Raw genomic sequence first — 13,694 nt, forward strand, 5'->3', positions numbered from 1 at the left:
CGATTTCAATGAGAACAATCGACTGGAATAACAATAACAGCAATATTGCCATGATAGACCAGACCCTTCTGCCTGCTGAGTATAAAATTATAGAATGCTCTACAATAGATTCATTATGCGAAGCCATAAAATCCCTTCGTGTCCGCGGCGCACCTGCACTGGGGGCAGCGGGAGGTTTTGGTGTCGCTCTTGCTGCATTTCGAAGTAATGCCAGCTCAGTAGATAGATCAATGGATGATATCCATGATGCTGCAAACACCATAATAGCTACCAGACCCACAGCAGTAAACCTTTCATGGGGAGTAAAACGCGTGTTGGGGGCATTAGAGGATGCAAAGAACATCAAAGAAATAAGAATGTTCGCGCTTGACGAGGCAAAAGCAATAGCTGATGAGGATGTGCAAAAGAACATGCAGCTTGGGGAGCATGGCGCTATGCTCCTTGAAGACGGGGATACTGTCATGACACACTGTAATGCCGGAAGGCTTGCCTGCGTGGACTGGGGAACTGCACTTGGGGTTATCCGTTCTGCTCGCGCCCAGGGAAAAGACATAAGAGTAATTTCCTGCGAGACACGACCGCTAAACCAGGGAAGCAGGATAACAACATGGGAATTAATGGAGGACAAAATTCCGGTAACGCTTATCACAGACAGCATGTCAGGCCATGTAATGCGAAAAGGCATGGTTGATAAAGTCATTGTGGGCGCAGACAGGATCACCCAGGATGCAGTGTTCAATAAGATCGGGACATATACACATTCTGTCATTGCAAAAGAGAACCAGGTGCCATTTTATGTTGCAGCGCCTGTTTCAACATTTGATTTTGAACGGTTTGAAGATGAAATCGAGATCGAATTAAGAAAACCTGACGAACTGAAGTATTTTGGGAAATACCAGATAGCTCCAGTTGGGGTAAATGTTTATAATCCGGCCTTTGATGCAACCCCGATGGAGAATGTGACTGCTCTTATCACAGAAAATGGGGTTTTTTATCCGCCATTTCTCCTTGAAGAAGTCAAGGTACATACATGATTATTTTTGTGACATATTATATCTCAAAAAAATAACACCTGGAAAAAAATATTTTTAGGCAGACCCGAAAGAATTATAATATCCCACGTATATGACTTTATCCGGTAATATAGGATGGAAAGAAAAATGTCGGATGTATATAATAAAGTTCTATTGGATTTAAAGAGAATGAATGGTGTGAAAATGATCGCATTGGCAGGCCGCGATGGTTATCTTATCGGTGAACATGCAACCGAAGGATCGGAAATGCTTACCCTGATGTCAGCAAACATGCTACGGGCTGCTGAAACGGCCACTAATAAGCTTGAGAAAGTCAATCCCCACCGCGTGATAGTAGATTATAAAGGAGGAAAGCTGATCACAACATCAGCAGGCTCAAAAGCGTTGATATCAGTTATGGCGACAAATGATGCAAAACTTGATCCCATCATAAAAGAAATTGAAAAGACAGCTGATATAATAAAAGATATCCTTTAATTTATAGAAAAAAGTTAAGTTCAAAAGATATGTATTAGTAGCATGTCTATTTCAATAGCTCTTGCCGGGAAACCTAACTCAGGAAAATCAACATTTTTTAAAGCCGCAACGCTTGCGAATGTTGAGATAGCAAATTATCCTTTTACCACTATCGATGCGAATCATGGCGTGGCATATGTGAGGACTGTATGCCCATGCAGGGAGTTGAAGCTCGTTTGCGGTAATTGCCGGGATGGTGTGAGGTTCGTGCCTGTTGAAATGATCGATGTGGCAGGTCTTGTGCCTGATGCCCATAAAGGACGGGGACTTGGCAATGAATTTCTTGATAATCTCAGGCAGGCAAAGGCCATAATCCACGTAATAGATGCATCCGGTGGCACTGATTTCGAAGGTAATCCCGTTACAGTGGGTTCGCATGACCCGCTTGGGGATATAGAATTTCTTCCGCATGAAATAACCATGTGGATGGCAGGTATCCTGAAGCGCAACTGGGAAAGGCTTTCAAGAAAGGTAAACGCAGAAGGACTGAAGATCGAAGAGACTATCGCAGGCCAGCTGGAAGGCGCAGGAATAACAGAAGCACATGTGAAAACAGTTCTTTCAAGAATGAGGTTGCCGCGCGATAAGCCCCAGGTATGGACAGAAGAGCAGATAATCGAGCTATCAGATATGCTCAGGGCTGAAAGTAAGCCATATATCATTGCGGCCAATAAGGTAGATATTGCTTCACAGGAAAATATCGAGCGCCTTTTGAAAAAGGGAGCTATCCCGGTAAGCGGGGCAACAGAAGTTGTGCTGCGCCTTGCAGATAAGAGCGGCGCCATAAAATATATTCCCGGAGATGCTGATTTTGTTGAATCGCCAAACCTCTCCGGTGCCCAGAAAGAAGCATTATCAAAAATCCGGCTGCTTCTGAAGAAGAATGGCGGCACAGGTATCCAGAGGTGCATCAATGAAACGGTTTTTAGGCTTCTTGAACTGATCGTTGTTTATCCTGTTGAAGATGAGAACAGGTTCACAGATAAGAAGGGCACAATACTTCCCGATGCGTTCATTATGAAAAAAGGCAGTACGCCAAAAGACCTTGCCTTCATGATACATACGGATATCGGAAAGAGTTTTCTTCACGCAGTAGATGCTCGCACCAAGATGAGGCTTGGGGAGAAACATGAGTTGAAGAACGGGGATATTGTGAAGATAGTGTCTGTGAAATAGTTGAAACACGGTTATAATAATCAAGGTTCAACTATTTATTATAGTTAAAAACCAAACAATTCAAATTATCTTTGCGATCTGGTATCCCATATTTCGCACTTGATATAATAAATTTACGATTTATCTATGGAATATGAAACTAACAAAATTACTATGTGGATTTTGTAAGAAAATTGCATTTATTCAGACAGGATGATAAGTATAAGTTACTAAAATCGTATCCTGTCGATCCTGTTAATCCTGTCAAAATATGTGGTCTTTACGGTTATGGATTGGAAGAATAAAATCTAATAATCATGAAATAATGTGCGAAATGGGATAAATTATTCTTGACTATAATTACCCTTAAATATTCCCCTAACCAACAAACAATCATGCTTCTTAAAGAAATTATCCAGATGCTTGAAACTATCGCTCCCCCCTCGCTTGCCGAAGATTTCGATAATGGCAGGATCGGGCTTGTGCTTGACAGGGGCAACGACATTAAGAAGATCGCAGTCGCACTTGACCCGACCGACTCGGTTCTTAAAGAAGCAGTACGCATCGGCGCAGACCTGCTCATAACCCATCATACTCTTATATTTGACCCTATAAATCTTATCTCAAAACGATTATCAGATACCCTGAAAATTGCAATCGATAACGATATTTCCATATACACGATGCACACTAATTACGACAAAGCAGAGGGCGGAGTGAACGATGTGCTTGCCGGATTACTGGGATTGAAAAATACTGTTCCTCTTGCCCTGGGAAGGATTGGTGAGACCGAACCGATAAAAGCGCCTGCATTCGCAGCTTTTATCGCAAAAAAGCTGGACACTCATGTCCAGTATAAAGGAAATGAGGTGATCAAGAAGGTGATGGTGGTGGGTGGAAGCGGATTCAGGCGCGAATACATAGATATCGCAATAGAGAACGGAGTTGATGCTCTTGTTTCCGGGGAAATGCGCCATGATGCGATACGATATGCTGAAGGGTTATGTCTTTTTGATGCTACCCATTATGCAACAGAGGCGCCGGCGATGAGAAAATTATGTGAGAGATTACCTGAAGAGTCTTCTTATATTGAAGATAAACCCGACGTTAAAGTGTCTCATTTACAGGCATAGAGTAATCACTATTTCCTGCTTCAAGTATATGATTGCATTCTAAGGGAAAATATACACTTTCATCTTATTATATCTACTTATATACTAATAAAAACTAAAATATACCTTTTATTCCCCCTAAAACACAAAATAAACCCAAAAATTGTCAGAGTATTTATATTGATCCGGGTTATTTTAGTAGAATGAGGAAGTCATTAATCTCATCATCGATCTACGTGTATACTTTAAATAAAAGTTACCCTTTATGGCTTCCTCCACACCTTTTAAAGTTTACTAATACACATACATATTCCCATACGGCCTCAGCGACAGCGGCACCAGCTTTGTGAACTTTGCACTCATGACCTCGTTAAAGTCAAATCCGAAATATTCACAGTATTCCTTAAGATATCCGCTGATGAGTTTCGTATCCTCCTCGCTCAATTCAAGGCAGCTCACTTCTTTTCCGAGATGGTACGGGTCAACCTTCCCGCGGATGTAAATTACACCCCCATGCATGCCAGTCCCGACATAATCGCCAACAAGCGGGCTCTTTCCATTCATGCCAAGAAGGATCATTATCCCGCCTGCCATGTATTCGCCGAAAAAATCACCGGCTGTGCCGCCAGCTATGATAATCGGAACCTGTTTCTTATACTCTTTCATATGGATACCCACACGGTAGCCCACATCTCCCTTGATGTAAAACTTCCCGCCGCGCATTCCGTATCCGATGATATCGCCCACATTGCCGTGGACAATGATCTCACCAGCATTCATGGTGTTGGCAAGACCATCCTGTCCGTTAGCGTTTACGATGATCTTGGGTCCATTCATAAAAGCTCCGAGGTCATTACCGGGAGTGCCGTTAATGGTGATTTTCACATTCTCGTTCAGCCCTGCGCCGATATACCTCTGCCCGCCTATGTTATCAAGCTCGAACTCTTTCTCGCCTGATGCTACCGCATCGCGGATCATCTTGTTCATTGGCCTGTAATGCATGCCTTTTGCATTTATTCTCATAAAGCATCACTTCCATAAATTAGAAATATCCGTGAAAATCCGTCCGATCCGCGTCATCCGTGTTCTAAGTCGATGCATTATTTCCTTCCCTGGCGCTTCCCAATTATCAAATTTCAACAACAAATTATCCATAATAATCACTGTCCTATTCCTGCATGTTTAATCCCGAGGATATCCAGCGTTTCCTGTGAAAGACCTACACCCCGCAAGCGCTCGCGGCTTCCGCGCAACGATTCAATCGCATTTATCCCAAGCGAGCCCAATACTTCCTGGATCTCATGACCCCATGCAGTAAGCAGGTTGCACAACCTGTCTGCTCCTACCTCCGGGTTCAGCCGGCGCACAAGTTCAGGCTTTTGTGTCGCAATGCCCCAGGCACAGTTGCCTGTGTAGCATTTCTGGCAAACGCGGCAGCCCATTGCAATGAGTGATGCCGTGCCTATGACACATGCATCAGCACCAAGCGCAATAGCCTTAACGACATCAGCGCTCTGCCTGATGCTTCCTCCGACAAGGATAGAAGCGCGGTTGCGTATACCTTCCTGCCTCAACCTATCATCAACTGCTGCAAGGGCAAGCTCAATTGGTATTCCTACATGATCCCTGATGACCATGGGAGCGGCTCCCGTCCCGCCCCTGAAGCCGTCTATCATTACTATATCAGCGCCTGCCCGCACGATGCCGCTGGCGATGGCAGCGACGTTATGAACTGCCGCGATCTTGACAGATACGGGTTTCTTATAATCTGTGGTCTCTTTTATAGCGTATATCAACTGAGATAGGTCTTCAATTGAATAAATATCATGATGCGGCGCAGGAGATAGCGCATCCGTGCCAACAGGTATCATACGGGTCTTTGAGATATCCTCTCCAACTTTTTCGCCAGGCAGATGCCCGCCTATTCCTGGTTTTGCGCCCTGCCCGATCTTGATCTCAACAAGGGCGCTGTTGTTCAGGTATTTGCTTGTTACACCGAAACGCCCTGATGCAACCTGGACGATTATCCTGTCAGTATAACCTGCAAGGTCTTCATGCAGCCCTCCTTCACCTGTATTCATGAGCGTCCCCATGCGCTTTGCTGCCATTGCAAGCGCTTTGTGGGCATTCAGGCTTATGGCGCCATACGACATCGCCGCGAAAACAATGGGTATATCCAGCTTCACCTGCGGCGCAAGTTCTGTCTTAAGGCTGATATTATCAATATCTCCCTCAAATTCAAGTGCTTCAGGTTTAGCGCCAAGATAAGTTCTAAGCTCCATTGGCTCCCTCAACGGGTCTATCGAGGGATTTGTCACCTGGCAGGCATCTATCAGCATGTGATCCCAGTAGATCGGATATGGCCTGGGATTGCCCATGCCCGTCAGTATGATGCCGCCGCTCTCAGCCTGTTTCAGAATATTCTTCCTGATCTCTGGCGACCAGTTGTAACCGTCTTTGTAATCAAGGGGGTTATGGATAATAGTGATAGCGTTTTCTGGACAGAATGTAGCGCACCTGTGGCAGGCCACGCACTGCCTGTTGTTTGCCGTGACCTTATCCTTGAATTCAATAGCACTGAAACTGCAATTAATTACACAGCGCTTGCATTTCCGGCACCGTTCATGGTTAATATTAACAATGAATTCTGCAGGCAGTTGTGATTCCATTATTCCACCTCTGCCTTCAGGGTTCCAAAAACAGGTGTTCCTGCCATGGGGCTCCATACTTCGTCAAGGTCAGGCGCAATTTCCCGGATCGCTGATTCCTCAGATGCCATGTAAAGCATATCGTCCTTGCGCGCCGCTGTCATAGGTCGAAGCTTGATCCTGTCGTTCAATCCGATCATGCCCCGGTTATGTCCGATTATTATGCTAAAAGGCCCATTTAATAGAGTACTTCCATATACCTGCCTCAGGGCAATTGCTATCTTCTTTTTCTGTGATTCCATGCGGTCAATATCTTTCCAGAATGGCGCTGCAAGCGCTTCAGCTGCCTTTTCAACCGGAAGCTTATGCTTTCGGACGAGCAGGTCGAACATATAAGCGATAACTTCGGTGTCGGTTCTTAATTCAAGCTTGTAACCGAACATCTCAAGATAGCGTTTGTTGATGCCATAAGAGGATATTTCACCGTTATGCACCACGGACCAGTCAAGAAGAGTGAACGGGTGAGCGCCACCCCACCAGCCCGGTGTATTTGTGGGAAACCTGCCATGGGATGTCCATATATATGCACTGTAATCTTCCAGTTTATAGAAACTCCCTATATCTTCAGGATAGCCCACACCTTTGAAAGCACCCATGTTCATGCCGCTTGATGCAACGAAAGCCCCATCTATCTCAGAGTGTATCTTCATTACGGTTTTTGTGACATAATCTCTCTCTGAAAGGAATTCAAGTTTATTCTCAGGCACCTCAAGAAAATATCTCCACAGGATTGGAGGATTGGATACGCCATTTTGTCTTTGCGTGGGTATGGCTTCATCCTTATCGACGTTGAAGTGGTCCTTGAAGAATTCTTCAGTGTTCTCTTTTGCCTGCATATTATCAAACATCATGTGAAAAGCATACATGTCTTTTCGTTTCGGATAAATACCATAGGCTGCAAACCCTCCTCCAAGCCCGTTTGAACGGTCGTGCATGCAAGCAATGGATCGGATGATCACTTTGCCGCCAATGCGTCTTCCATCTTCGCTCATTAACCCTGATATCGCACATCCGGACGGTATTCCATCAGATTTCATTTTCTTCTCCTTTGTTATTAATATGATCAAGTAATTTCTTCAGTTCCTCTCCACCGCTCTTTGGTGGCTCTGCAAGTTTCAGTTTCTTTCGCATACTTGTTGGCTCACCAAGTCTCCCGTCTTTCCTGAACATCTCGATACTTGCAGCAAAGCCTTTTGGCCCCATTCCTTTTTCAATGGCCATATGCTTTAGTTTGTCAAAAATCTTGTTCATTCCCATTTTCTGGGGACAGAGTTCATAACATGTATAACAGTCAACGCATTGCCAGATGTTGTGAGACCCTGTAACGGCCTCAAGTTCACCTGAAAGTAATCTTCCGATTATTTCATTTGGATTGAAATCCGGATTCACCTTTACAACAGGGCAGTCATTAACACAGGCTGCGCACTCGTAACATTTACGGATAGCGGAAAGATCGAATACTTCTTTTAACGTTTTCAGGTATTTATATTTTGAATCCCACTTTGACAGGAATTCTGCCAAATCGATCCTGTGCATATCCATCCCAAGTTCCTGCGCTGAGAGACCCATAGCCAGACCAAGCAATTCAGGGTAAAACAGAACCGGAACGTTCAATTTTTCCCCTGTTTTTTGCATCATATACTGGCGTGAATCGTATTGCATGAAGCATGAAGGGCAGGTAAGTGCTATCGCATCCGCTTTTTTTGTGACTTCCATTAGTTTTATACGTGCAAGGGCTGTTGCCTCCTCCGGTTCATCCGCAGTATTGAGATTGCCGCCGCAGCAAAGCATTTTTGTTTCATAGTCGATGCTTTTTGCACCCAGCGCTTCTATTAAAGCGTCGAATTTTTTGGGTTTGTTGGGGTCATCAAAAGTTATTGATGAACTGGGACGAAGCATGTGACAGCCATAATGGGGTGCTATTCTCATGCCGTCGAATGATTTTATGAGGTGCTGTTTGATCTTCGGTAAACCGATCTCATCATGAAGTACCTCAACAAGATGTTTTACCTCGACCGTTCCTGTATATTCCAGGCCTGCAGAAGCAAGAATTGCGTTTACTTCGTCCCGTATTCCGGGATTTACACGCATTTCGACTTCCACGGATTTTAATGTGCTGTAGCAACCATTACATGGAACCAGCAGGTTATGGCCTGTTTTTTGTGCAAGTGCCAGGTTCCTTGCTGCTGTTACGTACCAAGCAAGATCTCCGATCGGCTTTACTATGCTTTTTGTAGGGCAGCATGTAGCCCCTTCAAGATCGTGAAGAATGCAGCCGAGCTGTGATAATACAAGCCTGGTTGATTTTTCCATGAAAGGGAAACGTGCTGGGATGATACAACCTAAAAACAAAGTATATTCTTGCATTATTTTCTCCAGTTGGGGAAGCAAACGATAGCTCTAATACTATATAAATTTAACTCGGAAAGGGGAAGGATACTGGCGATATATTATTAGTTATATGTGAATAAATATAACAAAACCGTTTATGATGATAATCTGCGTTATGAGATTTTTGCCATAAGACCGCAAGGTTTTTAAAGGGATATATCTTATTAAGCAAGGGTTTGCATAGATGAAAAAATAATGCATCCATGCGAACATCATCCAGAGAAAAGTAGTTAGAATTAGATATTTCATAATTATACAGGGGTCACAGATATCAATTGTGACCTGATAGATCAATGTTACTTGTCATTCATGGTTTGGGTTATAAGAGAAAGTCAAAGGGTCCGGGACTAATACAGTACTTTAGTTCAGGATAGGTACTTTCAAAAATAACAGCCCAAACGAATGAAATCTTTTTCTAATACTGTTCAAAGGGAGGGTACATTATGCAAAATTCAGATACAACAAAATATATCATTCATGCTACGATAAAAGCAGACGGAGTAATAGAACGCCCGGATGTTGTCGGGGCAATATTCGGACAAACCGAAGGGTTAATAGGAGCGGATCTTGACCTGCGGGAACTGCAAAAAAGCGGCAGGATCGGAAGGCTTGAGGTCAACATAAAATCAAACATGGGTAAATCGGCAGGAACAATAGATATACCCTCAAGTCTTGATAAAGTTGAAACCGCAGTCCTTGCAGCAAGCCTTGAAACCATCGACAGGATCGGTCCTTGCATTTCCAATATCAGCATTGTGAAAATTGAAGATGTAAGGAGTTCGAAAAGAAAACAGATAGTTGACAGGGCAAAGCAGGTACTTACAGCCATGTTCGATGAAATGCTCCCGGAAAGCCAGGAGATCATTGATGAGGTAAGGCAATCCGTAAGGATAGAGGAAATGACCACATATGGGAAAGATAATATCCCGATGGGCCCGAATGTGCTTGATTCTGATGCCATTATTGTTGTTGAAGGGAGGGCAGATGTCCTGAACCTTCTTCGTTATGGCATCAAAAACGCAATAGCTGTTGGCGGGACGAATGTACCGCAGGCAGTTGCTGATCTTTGCAAAAAGAAAACTGTTACAGCCTTCACGGATGGAGACCGGGGTGGAGAACTGATCATCAAGGAGTTGCTCCAGGTCGCAGATGTGGATTTCATTGCCCGGGCACCGGACGGGAAAGGCGTTGAGGAACTTGTCCAGAAAGAAGTTGTAAAATCATTAAGACAGAAAATACCTGTTGAGCAGGCATTTGATTATTACCAGGTTAACAAGAAGAGAAGAATAGCGATACTTGCAGCAACAAAGAAGAAAGCAGGAAAAGGCGAACCTATACCCATGCTTCCGGAAGAGGTAGAAACAAAACCTGTCAGGGAAGGATATGCAGAAATTGAACCTGTTTTAGAACAGGAAAGACAAAGGACAAGAGCGGAACCAAGGATAGAACATAAATTTGAATCCAGGGCAGAAACAAGAACTGAACAAAGAGTTGAGCCCAGATTCGAAACCAGGAAAGAACCAAAATATGAAAAAGAGGTAAAGGAAAGTCCTTTCCAGGAGCATATAACCGATTTGAGCGGCACCCTGAGCGCTCGCTTCATAGATGAAAATAATAATACAATCACTGAAGTGCCGGTCCGTGATCTTGCAACAGCTTTGAAAGATGCAAATGGCAACATCAAAAGTATAGTGTTTGACGGTGTTATAACCCAGCGCATTGTGGATATTGCAGCGGAGAAAGGTATTGAGAACCTGGTTGGTGCAAAAATGGGAAATATCGTGAAAAGCCCGACATCGATCCACATAGAAACGTCAAACCAGTTATAGGAAAAATATGTGGGTTAGGCCCAACCCGGATTTTAGCCCTGAAAAACCCCTGTTCCTTTGCATACTTGCAAATACGGAAACGGCTAAAATCCCCAATATATCAGCGGCAGGAAAATCCCCGGAACTCACTGATTATACTCCTGCCGCAGATGCAGAACTTGTGGAGACGGGAAACGCCATAAGCATCAATGAACCTGCAATGACGCCGTCAGGCGCCCCCACTCCAGCAGTCCTGACAAGAGCTTCAATGCTGCTTACGGGAATACCCTGTATTTTTATTAACTGCGGGCTTCGGATCCGTCCCATGATCCCGACCATAGACCTGAATACCCGTCCTGGCGGTGATATCCGGAAAGGCCATGCAGTTATTGATGCATATGATATTTTCAGTAAATCAAAGGCTCTTGGCGAAAAACTCGGACAACTCTCGGATTTTGTGATTATCGGTGAGAGCGTGCCCGGAGGAACAACAACTGCAATGGGTGTGCTCAGGGCTATCGGGTATGATGGTAAGGTCTCGTCCAGCTTTCCGAAAAACCCCCTGCAAATAAAGAATAAAGTAGTAGAAGAGGCGATGAAAAATTCAGGAATATCTTTTGGAAGCTTGAGGAACAGCCCTCTTAATGCAGTTGAAAGTCTTGGAGACCCGATGATGGCGGCAGCAGCAGGACTTGTTGACGGGCTGAATAAAAAGACTGTGCTTGCCGGCGGAACCCAGATGGTATCTGTTCTTAGCGTCATTAAACATCTCGGCCTTGCGCGTGATGTTTCCATTGCAACTACGCGGTATGTTGCTGACGATAAAAGTGCAAATTTCCGGGAAATGACTGAAATCCTGGGCTACGAATCTTTTGCTGCTGATCCCGGTTTTGGAAATTCGAGGAGAAAAGGGCTTCGTATGTATGAGAATGGGGATGTAAAGGAAGGAGTAGGCGCAGGCGGTGCCATGTTCGCAGCAGCAATGATGGGTTTTTCCCAGAAGGAATTCAGGGAAAAAACAGAAGAAGTATGCGATAGTATTTTTGGAATTTAACGATATATTATTTCATTATTTCCGTATCAATATTAGCTGCAATTTTTTTCATTTTATTATACCACTCATCGATGTTTCCCTCTACCATCTCTTTTAGCTTTGCGGGTTCAAGTGCTCTATATTCATAGTAATACCCGCCTTCTGTAATAGTTTTTGTCTCGCGGTGAACAAGACCGCTTGTCATCAGGTTCTGTAAAGACCTGTAAGCAGTGCTTCTCTCACGGGTAAGGATCTCACCCAGGCATTCTGCCGTCATTGGCCCCTTTATTACAAGTACTTTGTAAGCATCTATATCGATGGTTTTAAGACCGAGGATACACTTTGCGATATCGTCACATTTGAAATTTCCCCGGATCATTTCTGGAATTGATCTTGGCATAATATCCTACGTTTTGCACAATTTGTACAAAACCTATCTATACCTGTAAGTTTAAATAGCTTATGAATGAAAACCGCAGGTTTTATTATTGTTCTCGGATGTAAGAAATGCGGGAAGTGCGATGGGGTTTGCGAGACCGGGGCTTTGACGCGTGTGGATGGCATTGCGCGTGTGGATCATGAAAAATGCAATTTGTGCTTGCGCTGCGTTAAGGTATGCCCGAATAAAGCACTTGTGTATCTTGATTGAATGTAATATATTAAAGACATCACAATAATTATATATTACCCTAATTCCAATATAAGGTTGCGCTAAAAGCGTAGGGTGAATATATGGAAATAATAAATGCAGTCGTAGGGATTATACAATTAGTTATTGCAATTATACTTGCAGTAGTTGCATTGTATATTGGTTTTTCCGTATTAGGAAAGATAACTAAAGGGATTGATGAGGAAAAGGAAATTGCCAGAGGCAATACTGCGGTAGGAATCCTTGTAGCATCGGTATTTGTTGCGATAGGAATAGTCGTCCAGTCAGGAGTTGCAGGTATCTCAGTGGGAATTTCACAGGCTATTAATGCTGGTCTTACTTCCTCTTTGGGCATAACAATAATCGTTGTCAGCATCGTTCAACTTATACTTGGCATAGTGCTTGCGATTGTAGCAATATATCTTGCATTGAATATCCTCGATAAACTGACCAAAGAGATCGATGAATTCGCAGAACTAAAGAAAGGAAATGTAGCAGTAGCCCTTGAAATGGCAGGCGTAATAATTACGGTTGCGATTATTATCCAGTCAGGAGTAATGGGTATAACAGCCGCATTGATCGGATAATTCCTTTTTTTAATTTTTTATTTTTCTGAATGACAACTATATTTTAATTTAAATGCAACTACTTTTAAGAGTGGTTTTCTTGACAGGGTCATGTAATGGCACAGTAACTGTTGATTCCCCTCTTTGCATAAACACATGGCTCCCTTTCTGTCGTACTATGATAAAACCCATCTTATTCAAAGATCTGATAATCTTTTTACCAGATACAGAAGGGAGTTTAGGCACTTGCCACTTCCACCTTGAAGACTTCTGTATATGCTCTTGCTTGCTCATGGGAGACTTCAAGAACCAATTGAATTGCTTCTTTAATATTTTTTAGTGCTTTTTCTTTTGTATCTCCTTCACTTATAGCTGCGGGAAGTTCAAGACATTGGGCGGTATATCCCCCTTCATCAGAGTCTTCGAGTTTTACTGTAAATTGCATACCCGATAATTAGGTTTTTTGTTATTAAAACTATAGGATGTTATTCGCGCCTGAATTCTGGATTTAGGATGTTATCATCATAATCTATCACTTTTCCGAGAGCATGAAGGTTCTATCGCCTTCGCAGAGTAGAGCAGTGCCCTTTCAGGCACCACCCCCTCATCAAACTGCACGGACGGATTTCCCGTATGCAGCTTTCACCTGTCGTATCCCTTTGCAGGAAATGGTATCATCCAGCATCGAAGAAAGCGAAACCAGCCCCATGTTTGTAAACTCA

General features: G+C 43.5%; 15 protein-coding genes. 8 read left to right on the forward strand and 7 right to left on the reverse strand.

All coding sequences use genetic code 11. The features are described 5' to 3' along the window. The first annotated feature begins 8 nt into the window (after positions 1-8). The 4 genes from FIB07_01625 to FIB07_01640 all read left to right on the forward strand — a co-directional run bounded on the left by FIB07_01625 (position 9) and on the right by FIB07_01640 (position 3,838). Positions 9-1,034 (forward strand): S-methyl-5-thioribose-1-phosphate isomerase, encoded by a 1,026-nt coding sequence (locus FIB07_01625; GenBank protein NJD51545.1) that lies wholly within the window; start codon positions 9-11, stop codon positions 1,032-1,034. Positions 1,035-1,148: 114 nt separating this feature from the next. Continuing rightward, a complete protein-coding gene (locus FIB07_01630) occupies positions 1,149-1,511 on the forward strand; it encodes a roadblock/LC7 domain-containing protein (GenBank protein NJD51546.1) in 363 nt (120 codons plus the stop codon). Between the two features lie 42 nt (positions 1,512-1,553). Next, positions 1,554-2,726 (forward strand): redox-regulated ATPase YchF, encoded by a 1,173-nt coding sequence (gene ychF, locus FIB07_01635; GenBank protein NJD51547.1) that lies wholly within the window; start codon positions 1,554-1,556, stop codon positions 2,724-2,726. 374 nt (positions 2,727-3,100) lie between these two features. Then, positions 3,101-3,838 carry a Nif3-like dinuclear metal center hexameric protein gene (locus tag FIB07_01640; protein ID NJD51548.1) on the forward strand — a complete coding sequence of 246 codons (738 nt, stop codon included), beginning with the start codon at positions 3,101-3,103 and terminating at the stop codon, positions 3,836-3,838. A 273-nt stretch (positions 3,839-4,111) separates the two neighbouring features. Here the strand turns inward: FIB07_01640 and FIB07_01645 are convergent, their stop codons facing one another. From FIB07_01645 to FIB07_01660, 4 genes are all read right to left on the reverse strand, one after another. Beyond that, positions 4,112-4,840: a hypothetical protein gene (locus FIB07_01645; protein ID NJD51549.1), complete on the reverse strand. Its 729-nt coding sequence runs from the start codon at positions 4,838-4,840 to the stop codon at positions 4,112-4,114. A 137-nt stretch (positions 4,841-4,977) separates the two neighbouring features. Continuing rightward, the gene (locus tag FIB07_01650; protein ID NJD51550.1) at positions 4,978-6,486 is read right to left on the reverse strand and encodes an FMN-binding glutamate synthase family protein; all 1,509 of its coding nucleotides are present in this window, start codon (positions 6,484-6,486) and stop codon (positions 4,978-4,980) included. Further along, entirely contained in the window at positions 6,486-7,562 is a 1,077-nt protein-coding gene (locus FIB07_01655) for a hypothetical protein (GenBank protein NJD51551.1), read from the reverse strand. The genes FIB07_01650 and FIB07_01655 overlap by 1 nt, the downstream gene beginning before the upstream one ends. After that, positions 7,552-8,892 carry a hypothetical protein gene (locus tag FIB07_01660; protein NJD51552.1) on the reverse strand — a complete coding sequence of 447 codons (1,341 nt, stop codon included), beginning with the start codon at positions 8,890-8,892 and terminating at the stop codon, positions 7,552-7,554. Before FIB07_01660 ends, FIB07_01655 begins: the two co-directional genes overlap by 11 nt. 467 nt (positions 8,893-9,359) lie before the next feature. Here FIB07_01660 and FIB07_01665 point away from each other — a divergent pair, with 467 nt between their 5' ends. Both FIB07_01665 and FIB07_01670 read left to right on the forward strand, forming a co-directional pair. Continuing rightward, a complete protein-coding gene (locus FIB07_01665) occupies positions 9,360-10,745 on the forward strand; it encodes a DNA primase (GenBank protein NJD51553.1) in 1,386 nt (461 codons plus the stop codon). Between the two features lie 7 nt (positions 10,746-10,752). After that, positions 10,753-11,778, forward strand: a complete 1,026-nt coding sequence (locus tag FIB07_01670) for a TIGR00303 family protein (GenBank protein ID NJD51554.1) — start codon at positions 10,753-10,755, stop codon at positions 11,776-11,778. Positions 11,779-11,785: 7 nt separating this feature from the next. Here FIB07_01670 and FIB07_01675 read toward each other — a convergent pair whose 3' ends face one another. After that, positions 11,786-12,157, reverse strand: coding sequence for a TrmB family transcriptional regulator (locus tag FIB07_01675; protein NJD51555.1), 372 nt, complete (start codon positions 12,155-12,157; stop codon positions 11,786-11,788). 66 nt (positions 12,158-12,223) lie between these two features. Here FIB07_01675 and FIB07_01680 point away from each other — a divergent pair, with 66 nt between their 5' ends. Both FIB07_01680 and FIB07_01685 read left to right on the forward strand, forming a co-directional pair. Beyond that, complete coding sequence (locus tag FIB07_01680) at positions 12,224-12,406, forward strand: 4Fe-4S dicluster domain-containing protein (GenBank protein ID NJD51556.1); 183 nt, start codon at positions 12,224-12,226, stop codon at positions 12,404-12,406. Positions 12,407-12,489: 83 nt separating this feature from the next. Beyond that, positions 12,490-12,993 (forward strand): DUF350 domain-containing protein, encoded by a 504-nt coding sequence (locus tag FIB07_01685; GenBank protein NJD51557.1) that lies wholly within the window; start codon positions 12,490-12,492, stop codon positions 12,991-12,993. A gap of 48 nt (positions 12,994-13,041) precedes the next feature. Here the strand turns inward: FIB07_01685 and FIB07_01690 are convergent, their stop codons facing one another. Further along, positions 13,042-13,218 carry a type II toxin-antitoxin system HicA family toxin gene (locus FIB07_01690; protein ID NJD51558.1) on the reverse strand — a complete coding sequence of 59 codons (177 nt, stop codon included), beginning with the start codon at positions 13,216-13,218 and terminating at the stop codon, positions 13,042-13,044. Beyond that, entirely contained in the window at positions 13,211-13,417 is a 207-nt protein-coding gene (locus FIB07_01695; GenBank protein ID NJD51559.1) for a type II toxin-antitoxin system HicB family antitoxin, read from the reverse strand. The genes FIB07_01690 and FIB07_01695 overlap by 8 nt, the downstream gene beginning before the upstream one ends. Positions 13,418-13,694: the final 277 nt, after the last annotated feature.

Origin of the sequence: Candidatus Methanoperedens sp., assembly GCA_012026795.1 — an archaeon.
Classification (GTDB): domain Archaea; phylum Halobacteriota; class Methanosarcinia; order Methanosarcinales; family Methanoperedenaceae; genus Methanoperedens.